Origin of the sequence: Acidovorax sp. JG5 (assembly GCF_017939685.1) — a bacterium.
Classification (GTDB): domain Bacteria; phylum Pseudomonadota; class Gammaproteobacteria; order Burkholderiales; family Burkholderiaceae_C; genus Acidovorax.
This window is the reverse complement of sequence record NZ_JAGKSE010000009.1, coordinates 42,026-63,595: the sequence shown is the minus strand read 5'-3', so window position 1 is coordinate 63,595 and position 21,570 is coordinate 42,026. Positions and strand designations below refer to the sequence as shown.

Annotated in this window: 22 protein-coding genes; 11 read left to right on the top strand and 11 right to left on the bottom strand. The window is 63.7% G+C overall.

Annotated elements, in window-relative coordinates; translation table 11 throughout:
• Positions 1 to 114: 114 nt before the first annotated feature.
• Genes J8G26_RS11410 through J8G26_RS11400 form a run of 3 tightly spaced genes read left to right on the top strand, consistent with a single transcriptional unit; the run spans position 115 to position 2,889 of the window.
• A complete protein-coding gene (locus tag J8G26_RS11410; protein ID WP_210569004.1) occupies positions 115 to 1,413 on the top strand; it encodes a D-amino acid dehydrogenase in 1,299 nt (432 codons plus the stop codon).
• A complete protein-coding gene (gene alr, locus J8G26_RS11405) occupies positions 1,410 to 2,510 on the top strand; it encodes an alanine racemase (protein ID WP_210569003.1) in 1,101 nt (366 codons plus the stop codon). The genes J8G26_RS11410 and alr overlap by 4 nt, the downstream gene beginning before the upstream one ends.
• A gap of 25 nt (positions 2,511 to 2,535) precedes the next feature.
• Entirely contained in the window at positions 2,536 to 2,889 is a 354-nt protein-coding gene (locus tag J8G26_RS11400) for a RidA family protein (protein WP_087745306.1), read from the top strand.
• 94 nt (positions 2,890 to 2,983) lie between these two features.
• Here the strand turns inward: J8G26_RS11400 and J8G26_RS11395 are convergent, their stop codons facing one another.
• Genes J8G26_RS11395 through J8G26_RS11360 form a run of 8 tightly spaced genes read right to left on the bottom strand, consistent with a single transcriptional unit; the run spans position 2,984 to position 10,071 of the window.
• Positions 2,984 to 3,337, bottom strand: a complete 354-nt coding sequence (locus J8G26_RS11395; protein ID WP_087745308.1) for a RidA family protein — start codon at positions 3,335 to 3,337, stop codon at positions 2,984 to 2,986.
• 38 nt (positions 3,338 to 3,375) lie between these two features.
• Positions 3,376 to 4,755: an FAD/NAD(P)-binding oxidoreductase gene (locus J8G26_RS11390; protein ID WP_210569002.1), complete on the bottom strand. Its 1,380-nt coding sequence runs from the start codon at positions 4,753 to 4,755 to the stop codon at positions 3,376 to 3,378.
• Complete coding sequence (locus tag J8G26_RS11385) at positions 4,745 to 5,086, bottom strand: (2Fe-2S)-binding protein (RefSeq protein ID WP_087745310.1); 342 nt, start codon at positions 5,084 to 5,086, stop codon at positions 4,745 to 4,747. Before J8G26_RS11385 ends, J8G26_RS11390 begins: the two co-directional genes overlap by 11 nt.
• Entirely contained in the window at positions 5,076 to 6,206 is a 1,131-nt protein-coding gene (locus J8G26_RS11380) for an FAD-dependent oxidoreductase (RefSeq protein ID WP_087745313.1), read from the bottom strand. The genes J8G26_RS11385 and J8G26_RS11380 overlap by 11 nt, the downstream gene beginning before the upstream one ends.
• Positions 6,207 to 6,222: 16 nt before the next feature.
• The gene (locus J8G26_RS11375) at positions 6,223 to 7,017 is read right to left on the bottom strand and encodes an ABC transporter permease (protein WP_087745315.1); all 795 of its coding nucleotides are present in this window, start codon (positions 7,015 to 7,017) and stop codon (positions 6,223 to 6,225) included.
• A 14-nt stretch (positions 7,018 to 7,031) separates the two neighbouring features.
• On the bottom strand, positions 7,032 to 7,931 hold the full coding sequence (locus tag J8G26_RS11370) for an ABC transporter permease (RefSeq protein ID WP_246881371.1): 900 nt from the start codon (positions 7,929 to 7,931) through the stop codon (positions 7,032 to 7,034).
• Between the two features lie 4 nt (positions 7,932 to 7,935).
• Positions 7,936 to 9,000 carry an ABC transporter ATP-binding protein gene (locus J8G26_RS11365; RefSeq protein ID WP_210569000.1) on the bottom strand — a complete coding sequence of 355 codons (1,065 nt, stop codon included), beginning with the start codon at positions 8,998 to 9,000 and terminating at the stop codon, positions 7,936 to 7,938.
• 27 nt (positions 9,001 to 9,027) lie between these two features.
• Positions 9,028 to 10,071, bottom strand: coding sequence for an ABC transporter substrate-binding protein (locus tag J8G26_RS11360; RefSeq protein ID WP_210568999.1), 1,044 nt, complete (start codon positions 10,069 to 10,071; stop codon positions 9,028 to 9,030).
• Positions 10,072 to 10,251: 180 nt separating this feature from the next.
• On the opposite strand from J8G26_RS11360, the gene J8G26_RS11355 reads away from it, so the two are divergent.
• Entirely contained in the window at positions 10,252 to 11,160 is a 909-nt protein-coding gene (locus J8G26_RS11355) for a LysR substrate-binding domain-containing protein (protein WP_087745325.1), read from the top strand.
• A 43-nt stretch (positions 11,161 to 11,203) separates the two neighbouring features.
• Here J8G26_RS11355 and J8G26_RS11350 read toward each other — a convergent pair whose 3' ends face one another.
• Positions 11,204 to 11,401 (bottom strand): hypothetical protein, encoded by a 198-nt coding sequence (locus J8G26_RS11350; protein WP_088132884.1) that lies wholly within the window; start codon positions 11,399 to 11,401, stop codon positions 11,204 to 11,206.
• A gap of 81 nt (positions 11,402 to 11,482) precedes the next feature.
• On the opposite strand from J8G26_RS11350, the gene asd reads away from it, so the two are divergent.
• Positions 11,483 to 12,334, top strand: a complete 852-nt coding sequence (gene asd, locus J8G26_RS11345) for an archaetidylserine decarboxylase (RefSeq protein WP_087745327.1) — start codon at positions 11,483 to 11,485, stop codon at positions 12,332 to 12,334.
• 261 nt (positions 12,335 to 12,595) lie between these two features.
• Here asd and J8G26_RS11340 read toward each other — a convergent pair whose 3' ends face one another.
• The gene (locus J8G26_RS11340) at positions 12,596 to 13,144 is read right to left on the bottom strand and encodes a phasin family protein (protein ID WP_210568998.1); all 549 of its coding nucleotides are present in this window, start codon (positions 13,142 to 13,144) and stop codon (positions 12,596 to 12,598) included.
• Positions 13,145 to 13,346: 202 nt separating this feature from the next.
• Here J8G26_RS11340 and J8G26_RS11335 point away from each other — a divergent pair, with 202 nt between their 5' ends.
• From J8G26_RS11335 to rmuC, 6 genes are all read left to right on the top strand, one after another.
• Positions 13,347 to 14,288 carry a histone deacetylase gene (locus J8G26_RS11335; protein ID WP_210568997.1) on the top strand — a complete coding sequence of 314 codons (942 nt, stop codon included), beginning with the start codon at positions 13,347 to 13,349 and terminating at the stop codon, positions 14,286 to 14,288.
• The gene (locus J8G26_RS11330) at positions 14,285 to 14,797 is read left to right on the top strand and encodes a thioesterase family protein (RefSeq protein WP_210568996.1); all 513 of its coding nucleotides are present in this window, start codon (positions 14,285 to 14,287) and stop codon (positions 14,795 to 14,797) included. Before J8G26_RS11335 ends, J8G26_RS11330 begins: the two co-directional genes overlap by 4 nt.
• A 202-nt stretch (positions 14,798 to 14,999) precedes the next feature.
• Positions 15,000 to 16,208, top strand: coding sequence for a nicotinate phosphoribosyltransferase (gene pncB, locus J8G26_RS11325; RefSeq protein WP_210568995.1), 1,209 nt, complete (start codon positions 15,000 to 15,002; stop codon positions 16,206 to 16,208).
• Between the two features lie 85 nt (positions 16,209 to 16,293).
• Entirely contained in the window at positions 16,294 to 17,712 is a 1,419-nt protein-coding gene (locus tag J8G26_RS11320) for a sodium:proton antiporter (protein WP_210568994.1), read from the top strand.
• A gap of 171 nt (positions 17,713 to 17,883) precedes the next feature.
• Positions 17,884 to 18,873, top strand: coding sequence for a D-glycerate dehydrogenase (locus tag J8G26_RS11315; RefSeq protein WP_210568993.1), 990 nt, complete (start codon positions 17,884 to 17,886; stop codon positions 18,871 to 18,873).
• Between the two features lie 71 nt (positions 18,874 to 18,944).
• The gene (rmuC, locus tag J8G26_RS11310) at positions 18,945 to 20,501 is read left to right on the top strand and encodes a DNA recombination protein RmuC (protein WP_210568992.1); all 1,557 of its coding nucleotides are present in this window, start codon (positions 18,945 to 18,947) and stop codon (positions 20,499 to 20,501) included.
• A gap of 42 nt (positions 20,502 to 20,543) precedes the next feature.
• On the opposite strand, the gene J8G26_RS11305 is transcribed toward rmuC, so the two are convergent.
• The gene (locus J8G26_RS11305; protein WP_210568991.1) at positions 20,544 to 21,407 is read right to left on the bottom strand and encodes a TIGR00730 family Rossman fold protein; all 864 of its coding nucleotides are present in this window, start codon (positions 21,405 to 21,407) and stop codon (positions 20,544 to 20,546) included.
• Positions 21,408 to 21,570: the final 163 nt, after the last annotated feature.

Genomic DNA, 21,570 nt, shown 5'->3' with positions numbered 1-21,570 from the left:
CGTGGTGCACTTAAAAAACAGTGGATTGCCTTGGCAATCAAAACAAAAACAGTGAAATCAGCTGCACATGATTTTCTAGACTTAGTGACTTCACCGTCACTCATCGAGTATTCCATGAAAGTCATTGTTGCAGGCAGCGGCGTTGTCGGAACCGCAACCGCGTACTACCTCGCCAAGGCTGGCGCGCAGGTCACCGTCATCGACCGCCAGCCCGGCCCCGCGCTGGAAACCAGCTTTGCCAATGCCGGCCAGGTATCTCCAGGCTACTCGACGCCCTGGGCCGCGCCGGGCATTCCGCTGAAAGCCATTCAGTGGATGTTCCAAAAGCATGCGCCACTGGCGGTGCGCGCCGATGGCAGCCTTTGGCAACTGCAGTGGATCGCCCAGATGCTGCGCAACTGCACGCAGGCGCGCTACGCGGTGAACAAGGAACGCATGATGCGCATCGCCGAATACAGCCGCGACTGCCTGCGCACGCTGCGTGCCGACACGGGTATTCAATACGAACAGCGCACCGGCGGCACACTGCAACTCTTTCGCAGCCAGGCGCAGATGGATGCGGTGCAGCGCGACATCGAGGTGCTGAAAGAGTGCGGGGTCGCATACCAGCTTCTCGACCGCGATGCACTCGCGCTGGCCGAACCTGCGCTGGCCTATGCCAAGGACCGCCTCACCGGCGGCCTCCGGCTTCCCGGCGACGAGACGGGCGATTGCCAGCTGTTCACGACAGAACTCGCCCGCATGGCCCAAGACCTGGGGGTGCGGTTCATTTACGGAACGGATATCGAAGGGGTCGAAGCGCAAGCCGACCGCATCCAGGGCATTCGCGCCAACGGCGAACTGTTCACGGCGGACGCCTACGTGATGGCGCTGGGCAGCTTCTCGCGTGCCATGCTCCGCCCCTTGGATCTGCAGCTTCCCATCTACCCCGTCAAGGGCTATTCGTTGACCATTCCTTTGCTGGATGCAGATCGCGCCCCACAATCGACCGTGCTGGACGAGACGTACAAAATCGCCATCACCCGTTTCGATGACCGCATCCGCGTCGGCGGCATGGCCGAACTCGGTGGCTTTGACATGCGCCTGAATCCGCAGCGTCGTGCGACGCTGGAGATGGTCGTCAACGACCTGTTCCCGGGCGGCGATGTACCGCGCGCCACGTTCTGGACGGGCCTGCGCCCCATGACGCCCGACGGCACGCCGATTGTGGGAGCCACGCGCTATTCCAACCTGTTCCTGAATACCGGTCACGGCACGCTGGGTTGGACCATGGCCTGCGGCTCCGGGCGCATCGTGGCCGATCTGGTGACGGGTCAGCGCCCAGAAATCAACACCGAAGGGCTGGGCCTGGACCGGTACACCACCGCGGCGGCCCGTCGCGCCCCACCGGCACACACGGCCGTGGCGGCATGAACCGGCCCAGCCTGGCGCGCATCGACCTTCAAGCCCTGCGCCACAACTACCGCACCGCCCGGGAGCTGCATGGTGAAAAAGTCCTCGCGGTCCTCAAAGCCAACGCCTACGGCCATGGCGCCGTGCGCTGCGCTGCGGCACTGGCGGACATCGCGGACGGGTTTGCCGTCGCATTCCTGTCAGAAGCGCTGGAGCTTCGCGAGGCGGGCATCACCGCACCGATACTGGTGCTCGAAGGGGCGTTCGACGCGGCTGAACTGCATGCGGCCGCATCGCACGCGCTGTGGATCGTCGTTCACCAGGAAGCGCAGCTGCAATGGATCGAGCAGATGTCGAACGATGCGGGCGCACTCAACGTGTGGCTCAAGATGGATTCGGGCATGGGCCGCGCAGGCTTCGCGCCTGCCGCCATGGCCGGCAGCTACGCGCGGCTGCAGGCGTGCAGTGCCGTTGGGAGCATCGTGCTCATGAGCCATTTCGCGCGGGCCGACGAGTTGGACGTGCCGATCACCGCGCAGCAGATCGCGACGTTCAATGCGGCCTGCAGCGGCCTGGACGCCCCTCGGAGCCTGGCGAATTCTGCCGGCATCCTGGGCTGGTCAGGCGCCCGCCAGCACTACGGCCGGTCCGGCATCATGCTGTATGGTGCCGATCCGCTGGCCGCGCACCATCCAAAGAGCGGCCTGCAACCCGTCATGGCGTTGCAGAGCCGGGTCTTTGCCGAACGCTGGCTGGCGCCGGGCGCACCGCTGGGTTATGGCGGCGGGTTTGTCGCGGAGCGCCGCACCCGGGTGGGCCTGGTGGCCATCGGGTACGCTGATGGCTACCCGCGCACGGCACCCACCGGCACGGCAGTGGCTGTAGATGGTCAAATCACACGCCTGATCGGGCGCGTTTCCATGGATATGCTGACCGTCGATCTCACGGATCTGCCGGAGGCCGGCATCGGCAGCGAAGTGGAGCTGTGGGGCGCGACCGTGGATGTGAACCAGGTGGCCGCCAGCGCCGGAACCATCGCCTATGAGCTGCTGTGCAACGTCAAGCGCGTCCCGCGGGTCTATGCAGGCGCTGCCTCACCGGCCGCCGCAAACAGTTAACTTCATCACAATAGGAGTCCATTAAATGAGTAACGTACAACGCTTTCATGTGGGAAAACGCCTGTCCGAGACAGCCGTGCACAACGGCACCGTCTACCTGGCGGGACAAGTCGCCGACGACGCGAGCAAGGACATTGCCGGCCAGACCGAAGAAGTGCTGGCCATGGTCGATCGCCTGCTGATCGAGGCTGGCAGCAGCAAGTCGCAGATTCTGATGGCCACCATCTACCTGGCGGACCTGGCCGATTTCGATGGGATGAACGCCGTCTGGGATGCATGGGTGGACCAGTCCAATGCCCCGCCCCGCGCCACGGTACAAGCCCTGCTTGCGCGCCCTGATTGGCGCATCGAGGTGGTCGTCACCGCAGCAGTCCTTTGAGCTACCCTGCGCTCGTCACGCAACCGAGCAGGTTGCGGGATTAAAAAAAGAGGCCGCGAATGCGGCCTCTTTGGTTGGCGCGGGTGGCGGCTGCTCAGATCGCTGCCGTGACGATGATCTCGACCAGCAGATCGGGAGTCGCCAGTCGGCTTTCACCGGTCGCGCGCGTGGGCAGCGCGTCCTTGGGTGCCCATTCGGCCCACGCTTCGTTCATCAAGGCAAAGTCGCGATCAATGTCCTTGAGCCAGATTTGAACCGTCAGCATGCGCGTCTTGTCGATGTTGACGCTGGCAAGGTAGCCGTCGATCTTGGCGAGGATGTCGAGGGTCTGGGCCTTGGCATCGCCGCTGGTGTTGCTGGCCGTCACGCCCGCGATGTAGGCCACGCCGTTGTGTACCACGACGCGCGAGAGGCGCGCGTTCGAGTCGTAGCGTTTGATTTCTGACATGGGGAAAATCCTTCCTTGAGGGTTAAAAAAATGGACTCTTATTCGAGGGCGGCGAGCTCGCCCAAAGAGATCGGTTTGATGGGGGGGCGAATGCGGTAGTAGCCCACCTCTTGCGGCGACACCCCGCGCGCGTCCGCCATGACTTCGGTGACCGTCAGACCGCATTGCCGTCCCTGGCATGGACCCATGCCACATCGACCGAACGCCTTGGCCTGGTTCGGCCCCTGGCAACCCAGCCCGACAAAGTTGCGGATGGCCCCCGCGCTGACTTCCTCGCACCGGCAAACGATCACATGGTCCGCAGGAACACGGTTGCTTTTCTTGGGCCGGTAAAGCGCGTCAAGAAACGGGCGAATCTGCAAGTTGCGCTGGAGCTCGTCGCGCTGGGGCGCCGCAAGCCGATCCCGCTGCGCCAGTGGCAGCTTGCCCATGGTGTGCAGCGCCCCCAGGGCCGCCAGTTCGCCCTGCAATGCCGCGGCGACTGCCCCGCCAATGCGCGCGCCGTCGCCCGCAATGGAAACCCCGGGAACACTCAGTGCGCCCCATTCGTCGACATCCGGCTGCCAGCACAGCTGCACATCATCCCAATGGTGCTGGGCGCGCAAGGACCAGGTGAACTGCGTGTTCGGCACGACGCCCTGGTGCAGCAACAGGGTTGACGTGTCGATGCGGTGGGCCTTGCCGCCAGCGTTGAAGGTCAAGGCCTCCACGCCATCCACGCCTTGCACCGCCAGGTCGCAAGCGCCGGTATGGAACGGTACGCCTGCACGCTTGAGCTCGCGCATGAGTGCCAGGCCCTTGCGCAGGTAGCGCCAGCCCCTGAGCGCCCCCCCGAGGTGGACGGCCGCACGGCGGTAGTCTTCAAATGCCGTGGTGTCGACCAGCGCACGGATAGGCACGCCAGCCCGCACATACTGCCAACCGAGCAAGTACAGCAGCGGCCCGCATCCGGCGAGAACGACCGGCTCCGCCGGAACGACGCCCGCGGTCTTCAAGAGGATCTGGGCAGCACCTGCCGTCATGGCGCCAGGCAGCGTCCAGCCGGGGATGGGGAAGGGGCGCTCCATCGCGCCGGTACACAGGATGACGTGCTCGGCCGACACCATCGCCGCCTTGCCTTGGCGGATGTAGTGGACTTCCCCACCCGGCGTCACCTGCCAGACGGCGGCATCATTCAGATGCAACGCGCTGCTGGCCTGGAAACTGGCGGCAATCCCCAGCCCGGCCGCGTAGTCCGGCCCCAGCAGATTGCGGCGGCGATCGGACACCTGGCTCACCGCGCGGTATATCTGCCCGCCCACCGCCGGCTGCTCGTCGAGCAAGACAACGCGGGCTCCATGGCGTGCGGCCGTCGTGGCCGCCGACATGCCTGCGGGCCCGGCACCGATCACCGCGACATCAAAGCGTTCAGTGGGCATGCGACACCTCCTGGTGCGTGACGCCGAGGGAACGGGCACCCTTCTGCGTGCGAACGCTCATGCCTTCTTGCACGACCACCATGCAGCTTTGGCGGTTGGGCTGCCCGTCGATGTCGACGAGGCAATCGAAGCACGCGCCCATCATGCAATAGGGGGCACGCGGCGCACCGCTGACGGGCGTGCTGCGAAACGTCGAGACACCGCTGGCCAGCAGCGCTGCCGCCACGGTGGTGCCCAACGGGGCTGTGCATGTGCGACCGTCGAAGCTGAAGGTCACTGGTGCGCCTTCATCGGGGTTCGCAAGAGAGCGGAAGTGCGAATTAGTGGCCATGGGTGAATTCCTTTTCGGGGTCGAGGAAGCGGTCTCCTGAGAACGCGTCAACGCCTTCAGGGGCCTCATTGCCGACGAGCCAGGGAGCGATGCTGAAGACGTGATTCGCCGCCAGCGTGACCCCGCTGTGGCAGGTCACGACGAAGGCGCCCGGTTGGTCGGTGGATTCTTGGTAGATGGGGAAACCATCAGGGGACAGAACACGCAGTGCGCCCCACGCACGCACCAGCCGCAACCCCGCCAGTGCCGGGAAGGAGCGCACGCCCCGGCGCGCAATCGATGCCAGAACGTCAGCCGTGGTGCCGTCATTGAGGCCGACATCCTCCATGGAGTCGCCCAGCTGGACCGTGCCCTCATCGGTTTGGCGTATGAATGTGGTCAGCTGATCGAGGAATTTTTCCGTGCGCTCGCTCACCAGCACCTGGCCCCGGTTGGGCACGACCGGCGCGTGCAGGCCGACCAGCGGCGCCAGCGCACGGTTGCCCAGCCCGGCGGCGAACACGACGCGCGCAGCGTGGAATCGCTCGCCTGCGGCCAGCACCTCAAAACCGCCACCCGGCAGTTTGTGCACGCGCTCCGTCCGGTGCCCCGTCTTGAGCGCCACGCCGCGCTTGATGCAGGCGGTGTGCAGGGCCCGCAACAACTTCAGCGGGTTGACGTGTCCATCCATCGGCGTGTAGCTCGCCCCGGCGACCTCGGGGCCGATCAGCGGCAGACGCTCTTTCAGCGCCGCGTGCCGGAGCATCTCGAACGGGTAGTTGCCGCCCAGATCGTCCTGGATCGACTGCATCCGCTGGCGCCGTGCTTCCATCTCTTCGTCGGAGAAGCAAAGATGGAATCCACCGCGCTGGCGCAGGCTCACATCGACGCCCGTCTCGCTGAGCAGCTCTTCGGCCAGCTTGGGCCACTGCGCGGCGGACTGGCAGGTCCACTGCGCGTAGGGCGCCATGCCGAACCCTTTGCCCTGTACCCAGACCAGGCCAAAGTTACCCCGGGAAGCCCGGAATGCCGTGTCGCCTTCATCCAGGATCAGAACGCGCGACCCCAGGCGGGCGGCCCCATAGGCCACGGACGCACCCACGAGCCCGCCACCCACCACAATCAGATCATTGGTTTTCATGGTGTTCTCGCAGGAGTCAACCCTTGCCGATCAGCACACGGTCCAGGCCCACGATCCTGTCGAGCAAGAGCATCAGAACGAACGTGCCGACAATGAGTACGGTCGACACAGACGCCACGAGCGGGTCGATGGTCTGGGCGATCTGGTTGTACATGGCGACGGGCAGCGTGGTGGTGCCCGGCGTGGCGACGAAGATGGTCATCGTCAGCTCATCGAAGCTCTGGATGAAGGCGAGCATCCAGCCCCCCACGACACCCGGCAGGATCATGGGAAGCACGATGCGGCGGAACGCCGTGAAGCGGCTCGCGCCCAACGACAGTGCGGCGCGCTCCGCGTCTTGCTCCAGGCCGGTCGCCGATGCCAGCACCAGGCGCAGTGCGTAAGGCATCACCACGACGACGTGGGTGAGGCACAGCCAGAAGAACGAGCCCGTCACGCCCACCGTTCCGAAGAAGCGCAAGAAGGCGACACCAAGCACTACGTGCGGAATCATCAGTGGCGACATGAAGAACGCCGTCAGGGCGCCACGGCCGGTAAAGCGATAGCGCACCAGCGCCAGCGCTGCAGGCACAGACAACAGCACGGCCACCGTCGCGCTGGTGAGCCCAAGCCACAGGGACAGCCAGAACGCATTGACGATTTCGTTGGCGCCACCGATGGCACGGAACCACCGCAGCGACAGCCCATCCGTGGGCAGGGAGATATAGCCCTTGCTGGTGAACGAGACGAGCACCACGACCAGCAGCGGCGCAACGATGAACGCAATGAACAGCGTGTGATAAAGAAGGGAGAGAAAGCCGTTTTTACGCATGGGGTTCCCCAGCCTTAAAGATCAAAGACTTGGCGGTAGCGCCGCTCAAGCCAACGGTTGAACGCGACGATGACCAGGATGTTGGCGATCAGCAGCAGCACGGCGATCGCCGCGCCAAGCGGCCAGTTCAAGGTGCTCAGGAATTCGTCATAGGCAGCGGTGGCCACGACCTTCAGGCGCCGGCCGCCGATGATCGATGGCGTTGCAAAGGCCGATGCCGCAAGCGCGAAGACGATGATTCCACCCGACAGGATCCCGGGAACGATCTGGGGCAGGATCACCCGGCGGAACACCGTGAACGGCGATGCGCCGAACGAAAGGCCCGCGTTCTCCACCTGCGGATCGAGCTTCTGCAGCGACGCCCACACGGAGATCACCATGAATGGCATCAGCACATGGGTGAGTGCGATCACCACACCGGTCATGGAGAACAGCATGCGCACCGGCGAATCAATCACGCCCAGTGCCGTGAGCGCTTCGTTGATCAGGCCGTTGTTCCCCATGAGGATGGCCCAGCCCAACGTGCGCACCACGACCGACACCAGCAGCGGCCCGAGGATCACGATGAGGAAGATGCCGCGCCATGGCGCTTTCATGCGGGACAGGATGATGGTTTCAGGCACCCCGAAGAGCGCCGACAGCAGCGTCACCGCCAATGCCAGCCCTGCGGTGCGCAGGAAAATCTCGTGGTAGTAACCGTCTCCCAGTACCTCGGCGTAGTTGGCGAGCGTCATCTGCGGCAGGATGCCGCGCGTTCCGTCAAACGCGTTGAAGGAAAGGACCGCGGTGAGCGCCAGCGGGATGACCAGAAGGCCCAGCAGCAGGAGCAGCGCAGGCGCACTCAGGAGCCAGGGCGCACCAGCGCCGCGTTTCGGGCCAGAACCTGGCGGCGTCAGGGGTGCACGGGCTGTCATTGCGTCAGCCATGGGCTGCCTCCGTATCCAGAATGCGCAGGTCGCTTTGCAGCCAGCTCACCCTCACCGATGCACCGACTGCCGGCGGTGCAGCGCCGATATTGATGTGGCTCACACTCAAGGGGCCGATTTCGCTATCGAGCTCAAGCAGCCAGTGGTTGCCCAGGAACAGGCGTGTGCGCACCGTTGCGGGCACACCTTGCCCGGCCTCGGCCAGCGTCACTTTTTCGGGTCGCAAGTACACGTTGACGTCCTTGCCGATCTGGCGCGCGTCGCTCGGCACCTCCATCAGCGTCTGGCCCACGCGCACGCCCCAGAACCGGTCGTTGCTCGACTCCACCGTGCCGCCGAAGACATTCGTTTTGCCGAGGAACGTCGATGCGAAGGAGCAATTGGGCTGCTCGTACGCCTCATACGGCGTGGCCAGCTGGACAATCCGCCCACCGTGCATCAGTGCGATGCGGTCGCTCATCGTCATGGCTTCCACCTGGTCGTGTGTGACCAGGATCGTCGTGATGCCCAGGTGCTGCTGAATGGACCGCAGCTCCACATGCATGTTCTCGCGCAGCTTGGCGTCCAGGTTGGACATGGGCTCGTCCAGCAGCAGCACCTCAGGCCGCACGGCCAGTGCACGCGCAATGGCCACCCGTTGGCGCTGGCCACCCGAAAGCTCTTTCGGGAACCGTTTGCCCAGGCCCGGCAGGCGAACCAGATCGAGCGCCTCGTCCACCCGCCGCAGCCTTTCGGCACGCGGAACACCACGCATCTCCAGCCCAAAGCCGATGTTCTCAGCCACCGTCATGTGGGGAAACAGCGCGTAGCTCTGAAACACGACGCCCATTCCGCGCTTTTCAGGGCGCGTGTGGGTGATGTCATTGCCATGCAGCAGGATGCGACCGCGTGTGGGATCGACAAAGCCGGCCACCATTTGCAAGGTGGTGGTCTTGCCGCAGCCTGAGGGCCCGAGCAAGGAGATGAACTCCCCTTTCTCGACGCTCAGGCTGATGCTTTCGACCGCAGTGAAGTCGCCAAAGGTTTTTCCGAGCTGTTTGATTTGAAGATAGGACATGCGTGGGTCTCCTCGTGGTTCCGAAACTCAACGCTCAACCGTGCGATTCCAGCGGTTGGTCCATTCCGCCCGCTTCTCGTTGACGGTCTTCCAGTCGGTCGGCAAGAGACGGTCGACCTGCTCCTTGCCGTACGGCACCTTGGCAGCCACGGCCGGTGCCAGCTTCGTGGCGCTGTTGGCGGGACCCCAACCCTGGGTATCCGCAAGCACCGTTTGCACTTCGGGTGTGAGCAGGTATTGCACGAAAGCCCGCGACAAAGCCGGGGCGCTGTTGCCGGCCACGGGGCAAGCGGCGGTCAACAGTGCGGGTGCGCCTTCCTTGGGGATGACGAATTGCACGGGGAATCCGGTGTCTTTCAGCGCCTGAACCCGTCCGCTGCCCCAGGCGGCCAAGAGGACGTCCTTGTTCTGGAATAGCTCAGCCATCTTGCCCGGCGACGGTTCCCACGCCAGCACATTGGGGCCGACTTCACGCGTCATGGCCGTAAAGCCCGGATCGATGTTCTTGTAGTCGCCGCCGCGAAGACGCGCAAAGGTTAGCAGTACGTGCAGGCCGTAGGTGTTGCTGATCGGGGGGATGGCGACCTTCTGGGCGAAGCGCTTGTCCGTCAGTGCCTCCCATGAATCCGGCGCGGGCAGGTTGGCCTTCTTGAAGGCCTCGACGTTGTACGCCAGGCCGGTGGCGATCACACCGATGCCGACGGCACTGTCGGTCATGCGTGCGACGGGGTAGAGGTCCTTCAGCACGGGCATGTCGCCCAATTTGTCGCAAAACCCGAACTGCACCGCCTGGTACATGGGACCATCGTCCATCAGCACCACGTTGAGCTCCTGCTTGCCCTTTTGCGCCTGCAGCTTGGCGAGCGTATCGGTGGAGTTGCCGGCAACGTAAACAATCTTCACGTTGTTCTTGGCTTCGAACTGGGGAATGAGTTTTTCCCGGAAAGCAGTCTCCGTGGAGCCTCCATAGGAAGCAACGTAAAGCGTGGTCGGCTGCTGTGCGAATGCGGTCATCGAGGCAGCGCAGGTCAATGCCGCGATGCATGTGGCACGAACGGAAGAGAGTTTCATAAAGGGTCCTTTGCACCAAAAAAGGTAGTGTTTTCCCTAATATGATGCACTCATGTTATGGCGCACCAAATTGGGTTTTACGAGTTTTTATCTCGTAGGAAGAAGATTATTGCTTGTCGACGTTCTTGAATAATCATTTTTTTTGGAACATCCATAACATTCAAACATATACTTAATTTCATGAAAATCCGCCAACTCGAAGCGTTCCGCGAAGTGATGCGCTGGCAGACCGTCACGCGCGCGGCTGACGCACTGCATGTATCGCAACCGGCTGTTACGCGCCTGATTACCGACCTGGAGGAGAGCGTCGGATTCCCGCTGTTCTTGCGCATCAAGGGGCGACTGCAACCGACCTCGGAAGCGCAGGTTCTCTACGAAGAAGTGGAGCGTTCGCTGATCGGGGTGGAGCGGATCGCCCGCACGGCGGAGGACATTCGCCAGCTGCAACGTGGCTTGTTGAGCATTGCCGCAGCGCCTGCGATGGCGTTGTCGTTCCTGCCCCGCGCCATTGCCAGTTTTTTGAAGGCACACAAGGACGTGCGCGTCTCCCTGGCCAACCACTCCTCACGCACGGTGATGGACATGGTCATGGGAGAGCGCTGCGACGTGGGCTTCGTCATCCTGAGCATGGGGCACATCGGTGCGCACGGCGAACTCTTGCTCTCGACACGCAGCGTCTGCGCGCTACCGTCGGACCACCGTTTGGCGGGCCACAAAGTGATCCGTCCGGTCGATCTGGCAGGAGAAGCCTTTTTGTCGTATCCGCCTGAGCCCGACTTGCGGTTGAAGCTGGACGCCTTGTTCGCGTCCTATGGCATCGAACGCGTGCTGCAGGTCGAGACGCAGGTCTCTGCAGGGCTGATCGCGATGGTCGCCGCAGGTCTTGGGGTGGCGGTGGTGGACGCGGTTTCCGCCATGGAGTATGGCGAGCGCGGCGTGGTCTTCCTGCCGTTTGAGCCGACGATGCTGACAGACTTCACCGTGCTGACACCTGCACGGCGAGGTCCGTCCATGCTCGTCTCGGAGTTTGTCGAGCATGTCCGCGATTTCGCGCACCAGGAGCTTGATCCGCGGTTCATTGTTGCCTGATGCACGGCGAGTAATGCCGCAGCGCAGCACACGACCAGAATGCTCAGCCGGGCTGCACTTGCGGCATGGCCTGCCAGAGGTTGAGCAGCGCCGGGTTGCGCTTACCACACAGCAATCCTGACACTCCCTTTTCAAAAAGATCGCGCGGAAAGCACCGGCTGGTCCAGGATTTTGCCGAACTCTGCAGCACAAGGATTTTGCTGCAGCCAGAATGCGCAGAACCTGTTTGCGTCGCTGCCAAGGCATGCGTAAATGCATGGCACGATGCCTCGCACCATGCGGCCGATAGAATCGGCCGCTTTCGTCCCTGAGGGCTTCCCCCGTGTCCGATCGCCTGGCAGTGCTGCCGCAATACCTCTTGCCCAAACGAGCCCTTACCACGCTGGCCGGAAAATTAGCCTCAGCGCAGCTGGGTGGTTTAACTACCGCGGCGATACACCGCTTCGTGGCCCGCTACAACGTGAACATGGCAGAGGCGGCCAATCCCGACATCACCAGCTACGCGTCCTTCAACGACTTCTTCACGCGTGCGCTCAAGCCTGGCGCGCGCCCGCTGGCAGCAACCGATCTGGTTTGCCCGGTGGACGGTGCCATCAGCCAGTTCGGCCCTCTGGACAAAGACCAGATCTTTCAGGCCAAGGGCCACCACTACTCCACCACTGCGCTGGTTGGGGGCGATGCAACGTTGGCCGCACGCTTTGAGCACGGCCATTTCGCCACCTTGTACCTGAGCCCACGCGATTACCACCGCATCCACATGCCGTGCGCGGGTCGGCTCACGCGCATGGTGCATGTGCCGGGCGACCTGTTTTCCGTGAACCCCACCACGGCGCGTGGTGTGCCGGGCCTGTTTGCACGCAATGAGCGCGTGGTGTGTGTCTTCGAATCCGACCACGGGCCTTTTGTGCTGGTGCTGGTGGGCGCCACCATCGTGGGCAGCATGGCCACCGTATGGCACGGCCAGGTGAATCCGCCCCGCACGGGCCAGCTGCGGCAATGGGACTACGCACCGGGCACGGTGAGCTTGCAGCAGGGCGAAGAAATGGGCCGTTTTCTGCTGGGCTCTACCGTGGTGATGCTGTTCCCACAAGGGCCACTGCAGTTCAACCTCGATTGGGCGCCAGCACGCCCCATCCAGCTGGGCGAAGCCATGGCCCGGCGTGTGAGCATCTGACGCACCTCCAGGGAAAGGATCGGCGCCTGCGCATTGCTTGCAGGAAGCCCTGGGGCAGGCTTCGCAATACGTAATGGGGGCATGGCCAAAAAAAAAGCCCAATCCTGAGATTGGGCTTTAAAGGGATCCCTGAAACGGGGGGTTTCGAGAGGATCCAAGGAGACAACCGGTAGTCCCTGATTCGGGATGATGGGTTGATCATCAGGGTAATCCCTGATTGCTGGCTAGGGTTTCAGCTCCAATGCCAGCGCAGTGCGTGGCTTAGCGCTTGCGGGGAGCGGCAGACTTGGCGGCGTCGGCAGCCGTGCTGGCGACGGCGTTGAAGTTGGCTTCGGCCACGTCAGAGGCTTGCTTGACAGCCTTTTGCACCGATTCGAACGCATTGTTGGCAGCGGCCACGGCGCTCTTCATCACGGCAACGGCGGTTTCGGAACCGGCGGGGGCGTTCTTGGCGGCGCTGTCCACCAGGTTGGCGAATGACTTTTGTGCGTCGGTGGTCTGGGTTTCCAGAGCCTTGCCAAATTCGGCGCCCGTGCTCGAGGCGATGTCATACAGGTGACGGCTGTAGGCGGCGGTCTTTTCAGCCAGGGGCTGGAACAGGCCCGCTTGCAGGGCAAGCAGTTCTTGTGCGTCCTTCACGCCCAGGACTGCCTGGGTGTGCTGGGCGGCTTCCGACAGGGCAGCGCGCGTGGCGGTCACGTTCAGTTCAACCAGCTTTTCCACGCCTTCGAAGGCCTTGGTGGTCAGGCCGAACAGGGTTTCGATGTTGGCTTTGTGGGATGCCAGGATTTGTTCTGCGGTCAGCGACATGTCATATCTCCTAAAAAATGGAACCCGGATGGGTCAAGGTGGCTTACGGACATCTGCGCTGACCTTGACTCGGTAAAGTCATGTTGCAGTGCAGCATGGATTGAATTCTAGGGAGTTGGAGTTCAATTGCAAGCAGTTTTTGTTGCAATGCAGCATATTAGGGGCGACTCCCCAGCGGCCGTGGGGTTGCCACAATCCCGTCATGCATGCCTATTACGCGGACCATTTTGTGTTGCCTCTTCCTGAGGGGCACCGTTTTCCCATGGCGAAATACCGGCTTTTGCGTGACCTTCTGGCGCAGCAGTTGCCCCAGGTGCTGCTGCAGGTGGCCCCAACGGCATTCGACGGCGAACTGGCCCTGGCGCACACGCCGGGCTACATCCAGGCGATAGCTTCTGGCACCCTGCCTGCAGCCGCGCAGCGGGAGATTGGCTTTCCGTGGAGCGAGGCGATGGCCGAGCGTGCGCGGCGCTCCGTGGGGGCCAGCATCGCGGCATGCCGCGTGGCCCTGCGCGAAGGGCTGGCGGGCAATCTGGCGGGTGGCACGCACCACGCCTATGCCGACAAGGGCAGCGGGTTTTGCGTGTTCAACGACATCGCCGTGGCTGCGCGTCTCATGCAGGCCGAAAGGGCGTCTGATCTCGACGGTGGCACGGGGCAGCCGCTGCGGGTGGCGGTGATCGATCTGGATGTGCACCAGGGCAATGGCACGGCACATATCTTTCGCAGCGATGCCAGTGTGTTCACGCTGTCACTGCACGGGGCTCGCAACTTTCCGTTCCGCAAGGAGGCCAGCGATCTGGATGTGGAGTTGCCCGACGGCTGCGCGGACGACGAATATTTGCATGCGTTGGAGCAGGCGCTGGACACGCTGGACCAGCGCTTTGCGCCCGGGCTGGTGCTGTATTTGGCGGGCGCCGACCCGCATGTGGGCGACCGGCTGGGCCGCCTCGCGCTGAGCCACGACGGCCTGGAGGCGCGTGACCGCCGGGTGTTCGACTGGGCCTGGCAGCGCCGCGTGCCGCTGGCCTTCACCATGGCCGGGGGCTATGGCCGTGACATGGCCGACACACTGCAGGCGCAGCTGACGACCTGGCGGGTGGCGCAGCAATACCATGCGCGCTGGCAGAATGCTCGGCCATGACCACTGCCGCCACTGCCGCCACTGCCACCACTTCCCAGGCTGACCAGCCCGCCCAACCCGCCCAGTCAGCAGCGCGCCCCGCGCCGCAGCCGCGCAGCGCCTACCGGGCCTTCCGCCCCATAAGCACCCGCTGGGCCGACAACGATGTCTATGGCCATGTGAACAACGTCGTTTACTACAGCTGGTTCGACACGGCTGTGAACGCGCACCTGATCGAGCACGGCGTGCTCGATATCCACACCGGTGAAACCATCGGCCTGGTGATCGAAACCCAGTGCAATTATTTTGCCCCGCTGGCGTTTCCGCAGACCGTGGAGGCGGGCATTCGCGTGGCGCGGCTGGGTGGCTCCAGCGTGCGTTACGAGGTGGGTTTGTTTGCCCAGGGCGAGCCGCTGTGCGCCGCCGCCGGGCATTTCGTCCATGTGTACGTGGACCGCGCCACGCGCCGGCCCGTGCCGGTGCCTGAGCCCTTGCGTGCCGTGCTGCAGGCGCTGGTGGTGGGTGGGTGAGTATTTTGCTATATAAAATATAGCTACTTGCGCTTTATGCGTAAGCACTAGAGCCATATTTGACATATATTTTGCAACCGGGAATGTTCTGGGCCTTTGGACAGTGGCTGCATGCGCCTGATGGCCTACACTCTGGAGCCCCTGGCTTCGCCAGCGATGGTTTTTGCATCCCCAGGCCGCCCTGCCGTGGCCCCGCCTCACCATGATCATCACCAGTCTGCTCGACACCGACCTGTACAAGTTCACCATGATGCAGGTGGTGCTGCACCAGTTTCCGGGTGCGCAGGTCGAATACAAATTCAAATGCCGCAACCCCGGCGCGCAGCTGGCGCCTTATGTGGCTGAAATTCGCTCGGAAATCCGCTCGCTGTGCAGCCTGCAGTTCCAGGACGACGAGCTCGATTACCTGCGCTCGCTGCGCTTCATCAAGAGCGACTTTGTCGATTTTCTCGGCCTGTTCCGGCTGAACGAGAAATACATCACCGTCACGCCGCAGCCCTCGGGCGAGATCGACATCACCATCCGTGGACCCTGGCTGCACACCATCCTGTTCGAGATTCCGGTGCTGGCCATCGTGAACGAGGTGTACTTTCGCAACACGCAGAAGGTGCCCGATTTCCCCGAGGGGCGCCGGCGCCTGGACGACAAGATGGCGCTGTTGCAGGCCGATGGCCTGGCCGACCTCAAGATCGCCGACTACGGCACGCGCCGGCGCTTCAGCCGCGCGTGGCATGAAGAGTTGCTGCGCGTGCTGGTGGCCCGTCTGGGCACCGGCGACCGCCGTCCGGGCGCGCCGCCCGGCCCCGGCCAGTTTGCCGGCACCAGCAATGTGCTCTATGCCATGAAGCTCGGTGTGACGCCGCTCGGCACCATGGCGCACGAATACCTGCAGGCCTGCCAGGCGCTGGGCCCGCGCCTGCGCGACAGCCAGGTGTTCGGCTTTGAAATGTGGGCCAAGGAATACCGGGGCGACCTGGGTATTGCGCTGTCCGATGTGTACGGCATGAGCGCCTTTTTGCGCGATTTCGACCTGTATTTCTGCAAGCTCTTTGACGGCGCGCGGCATGACAGCGGTGACCCGTTTGCCTGGGGCGAGCGCCTGCTCGACCACTACCGCAAGCACCGTGTGGACCCGCTGACCAAGACGCTGATCTTCAGCGACGCCCTCACGGTACCGCGCACCATCGAGCTGTACCAGCAGTTCCGGGGGCGCTGCCAGCTGGCGTTCGGCATTGGCACCAACCTCACCAACGATCTGGGTTACGAGCCGCTGCAGGTGGTCATCAAGATGACGCGCTGCAACGACCAGCCCGTGGCCAAGGTGTCCGACACGCCCGGCAAGGGCATGTGCGATGACGAGAAATACCTGGCCTATCTGCGCCAGGTGTTCGAGATTCCGTCGGTGCCCTGATTGCACCGATAATGCTGCCCGCGCCGTGCGCGGGGTGCAGGGCAATCCAGCCCCATCCAACCCTCGACAAGAAGGAGACAGACCCATGACGATTTACCGCTGGCTGACCGCAGCCGCCCTGTGCGCGCTGCCAGGCCTGGCCTGCGCCGCCGATATTGACGGCGGCCGCCTTTCGATGCTGTGGGGCGTGCCGTTTGCCGGCATCTTGCTGTCGATTGCGCTCGTGCCCTTGCTGGCGCCCATCTTCTGGCACCACCATTTCGGCAAGGTGGCGGTGGCCTGGGGGCTGGCGTTTCTGGTGCCGTTTGCCGTGGTGTTCGGCCCCGGCGTGGCGGGCGCCAGCTTCGTGCACGCGCTGCTGGCCGAATACATCCCGTTCGTCATTTTGCTGACGGCGCTGTTCGCGGTGTCGGGCGGCATCTACATCCGCGGCAATCTGCATGGCAGTCCGGGGCTCAATACGGCCATTTTGGCCATCGGTGCCGTGCTGGCCAGCTTCATGGGCACCACGGGGGCATCCATGCTGCTGATCCGCCCGCTGATCCGCGCCAACGACAACCGCAAGCATGTGGCCCATGTGGTGGTGTTCTTCATTTTCATCGTCTCCAACGCGGGTGGCTCGCTCACGCCGCTGGGTGATCCACCGCTGTTCCTGGGCTTTTTGAAGGGCGTGGATTTCTTCTGGACGGTGGCCCATATCTTCCAGGAGACGCTGTTCCTGGTGGGCGTGCTGCTGGTGCTGTTTTATGCGCTCGACAGCTGGTATTACCGCCGCAACAAAGAGGTGAAACCGCAAGACCCGACCCCCGACACCCGCGACCCCCGCGCCATCGGCTTTGATGGCAAGGTCAACTTTGCCCTGCTGGGTGCGGTGGTGGCGCTGGTGCTGCTCAGCGGCTTCTGGAAATCGCCCGTGGTGTTCAACATTGCGGGCACCGAGGTCGGCTTGCCCGGCATCGTGCGCGATGTGGGCCTGGTCCTCGTCACGCTGGCCTCGCTCTGGCTCACGCCCAAAAAGGTCCATGCCGACAACCAGTTCGGCTGGGGCCCCATGCAGGAGGTGGCCAAGCTGTTCGCGGGCATCTTCCTGACGATCATCCCCGTGATTGCCATGCTCAAGGCGGGCGTCAACGGGCCGTTTGGCGGCATCGTCGCCGCCGTTACCCGGCCCGACGGATCGCCCGACCCGGCCATGTATTTCTGGGCCACCGGGGTGCTGTCTTCGTTCCTGGACAACGCCCCCACCTACCTGGTGTTCTTCAATACCGCCGGTGGCGACCCCGCCGTGCTCATGACCACGCTGGCCCCCACGCTGGCGGCCATTTCGGCGGGCGCCGTGTTCATGGGTGCCAACACCTACATCGGCAACGCGCCCAACCTGATGGTCAAGGCCATTGCCGAAGACCGCGGCGTGAAGATGCCCAGCTTCTTTGGCTACATGCTGTGGTCGTTTGGCATCCTGGTGCCGCTGTTCGTGGTGATGACCTTTATCTGGTTCAAGTGAAGTACACCCCCCTGAGCGACTTTGTCGCTTCCCCCGTCTCTCGCATCGCTACGCGCTGCGGGAAGGGGGACGCCGCCCTCGCTGCAGGGCGGCCCTTGCTCGGCGGCCCTGGCCTGGATCGCGCCAGTTTCATCAGCGGTGATCGACGCACAACACAATGGAGATAAAAAAATGAGCAAACCCCGCATCCTGGTCGCCCGCGCGATTTTTCCTGAAGTGGTGGAGCGCCTGGCGCAGCATTTCGAGGTCGAATCCAATCCCGATGACGTGATCTGGTCGCCCCAGGAGCTGGCCGCGCGGCTGGCCGACAAGGACGGCGCCTTCACCACCGGCAGCCAGCGCATCGATGCCGCGCTTCTCTCCGCCGCGCCGCGCCTGAAAATCGTGGCCAACATGGCCGTGGGCTACAACAACTTCGACGTGGACGCCATGACCGCCGCTGGCGTGCAGGGCACCAACACCCCCGATGTGCTGACCGAAACCACGGCCGACTTCGGCTTTGCGCTGCTCATGGCCACGGCCCGGCGCATGACCGAGAGCGAGCATTACCTGCGCGCCGGCAAGTGGACCACCTGGCGCTATGACATGTTTGCCGGCAGCGACATCCACGGCAGCACGCTCGGCATCATCGGCATGGGCCGCATCGGGCAGGGCATTGCCAAGCGCGGCGCGCACGGCTTTGGCATGAATGTGGTCTATCACAACCGCTCGCGCCTGTCGCCCGCGCTGGAGGCCGAATGCAAGGCCCGCTATGTCGAAAAGGACGAGCTGCTGCGCACGGCCGACCATGTGGTGCTGGTGCTGCCCTACACGCCGGCATCGCACCACACCATTGGCGCTGCCGAGCTGGCGCTGATGAAGCCCACGGCCACGCTCATCAACATTGCACGCGGCGGTATCGTGGACGACGCGGCCCTGGCCGTGGCGCTGCGCGAGCGGCGCATTGCGGCGGCGGGCCTGGATGTGTTCGAGGGCGAGCCCAGCGTGCATCCCGACCTGCTCACCGTGCCCAATGTGGTGCTCACGCCGCACATCGCCAGCGCCACCGTGCCCACGCGCCTGGCCATGGCCAACCTGGCGGCCGATAACCTGATCGCCTTTTTTGGCGGGCGCGGGCCGCTCACGCCGGTGAACCAGCCGGCTGCAGTGCGATTGGCCTGAGTTTTGAATGAAATCGGCTTCTAGCGCTTATGAGATAAGCGCTAGAAGCTATATAAAAGATAGTGAATTCCTTGACTACTGACACGCTCGTTTTGCTGGCCGCGCTGGCCGCGCTGGCCCTGGTGTTGCTGCTTTTGGTGCTGTTGCTGGTGCGCCGCCCCCGTGTTGATTTGCCGCCCGAATGGCTGGCGCGCCTGCAGGTGCTGGAAGGCACCGCACAGGCCACGCAACTGGCCGTGGCCAAGAACGATGGCGCCATGGATGCGCTGGCCCAACAGCTCAGCGGCTTCACGCAGGCCACGCAAACCACGCTCGAAACCCTGCGCCACGCGGTCGATGAGCGCTTGACGCAAACGGTGGCTGAATCGCGCAACGGCCGCGCCGAGCTGCTGGCGGCCTTTGGCGTGTTCGAGGCACGGCTGGAGCAGCGCCTCACGGCACTGGACGCGGCCACGCGCCTCACGCTCGATTCGCTCAAGAGCGACACCCAGTCGCAGCTGGGAGTCATGTCGCAAGCGCTCAAGGACCAGCTCGAAGGCAACAGCTACCAGATCAAGAACCAGTTTGCGGTGTTGCAAGACGCCGTCTCGCAGCAGCTCACCGGCCTGGTGCAGGGCAGCCAGCACAACGCCGAGCAGCTGCGCACGGCGCTCAACGAGCGGCTTGGCGCCATCCAGATGGACAACGCCACCAAGCTTGAAGAAATGCGCCGCACGGTGGACGAAAAGCTCCACGCCACGCTGGAGCAGCGCCTGGGTGAATCGTTCAAGCTGGTGAGCGACCGGCTCGAGCAGGTGCACAAGGGCCTGGGCGAGATGCAAACGCTGGCCGGCAGCGTGGGCGACTTGAAGCGCGTGATGACCAACGTGAAGTCGCGCGGCACCTGGGGCGAAATGCAGCTGGGCGCCATCATCGACAACGTGCTCACGCCCGACCAGTTTGCGCGCAACGTCAAGACCGTGCCGGGCAGCGACGAGCTGGTCGAGTTCGCCATCCGCCTGCCCGGCAAGAACGACGAGCACCCCGTGTGGCTGCCCATCGACTCCAAATACCCGGTGGAGCAATACCAGCGCCTGATGGACGCGCAGGACGCCGCCGACAAGGCCGCCATCGCATCGGCAGGCAACGCGTTCGAGACCTCGATCAAGCTCGAAGCCAAGAAGATCTTTGCCAAATACGTCTCGCCCCCGCACACCACCGACTTTGCCGTGCTGTATTTGCCCACCGAAGGCCTGTTTGCCGAGGTGATGCGCCGACCCGGCCTGGTCGAAGCCGTGCAGAACGACTGCCGCGTGATGATCACCGGCCCGGCCAACCTGGCCGCCATGCTCAACAGCCTGCAGATGGGCTTCAAGACGCTGGCGATTGAAAAGCGCTCGTCCGAGGTGTGGAGCCTCTTGGGCATGGTCAAGACCGAGTTCGCCAAGTTTGGCGATGTGGTCGAGGCCACCAAGAAATCCATCGACGCTGCCGCCAAGAAGTTTGACGAGGTGGGCGTGCGCACCCGCGCCATCCAGCGCAAGCTGCGCGATGTGCAGGACCTGCCCGCGCCCGACACTGCCGTGCCGCTGGCTGGCGCCAGCCCCTCGGCTCTACCCGGCCTGGACCTTGAGGACGACCTGCCGTGAACCGGGCGCTGGCGCGCGTGGTTGCCTGGTTGTGAAATCGGATCAGAGCTTGTAGAAAGCCTTGATTAGCCCCCAGGCTTCCTGCGGGTCGTCCGTGAAGTGGAACAGTTGCAGGTCCTTGGCCGCGATGGTGCCTTCTTCGACCATTACGTCAAAGTTGATCAGGCGCTTCCAGTAGTCCACGCCAAACAGCACGATGGGCACCGGCTTGGCCTTGCCGGTCTGCACCAGGGTGAGCACTTCGAACAGTTCATCGAGCGTGCCAAACCCGCCGGGGAACGCCACCAGTGCCTTGGCGCGCATCATGAAATGCATCTTGCGCAGGGCAAAGTAGTGGAACTTGAAGCTCAGCGAGGGCGAGATGAAGCGGTTGCCGCTTTGCTCGTGCGGCAGGCCGATGTTCAGGCCCACGTTCAGCGCGCCGGCTTCGTGGGCCCCGCGGTTGGCGGCTTCCATGATGCCGGGGCCGCCGCCGGTGCAGATGTAGATGCGGTCGGCGGGGCGCTGGCGCTCGCTGTAGTTGGCCACGAGGCCGGCGAATTGGCGCGCCAGGTCGTAATAGCGGGCGTTGCGCACGGCCTGCCGTGCACGCTGCAGTTGTGCTGCGTCGCCGCTGGCTTCGGCGGCGCTCAACTGGGCCGCCGCCTCGTCGGGCGCCACAAAGCGGGCGCTACCAAACACCACCACCGTGTTCTCGATGCCTTGCTCGGCCTGGCCCAGGTCGGGCTTGAGCATTTCCAGCTGGAACCGGATGCCGCGCGTCTCCCGGCGGAACATGAATTCGGGGTCGGCAAAGGCGAGCCGGTAGGCATCGGCGTGCAAGGGGTTGTCGTTGTTGGCGTGCGCGTGCAGCTCGGCCCAGGCATCGGCCAGGCGGCGTTCGTTGAGTTGGGTGTTGGCTTCCATGGGGATTCCAGGCGTCGCGGCGGGGCCGGACTGTGAGAGTGGGGGTGTTGACATGGCCCGACCATTGCCTTGCGGGCTCTGCCGGATTTTATAGGCAAAAAGCGCTTTTACGCTTTGCAGTCGTGCGCTGTAAGCTATGAAAAAGATAGTGATTCAGGCGGCA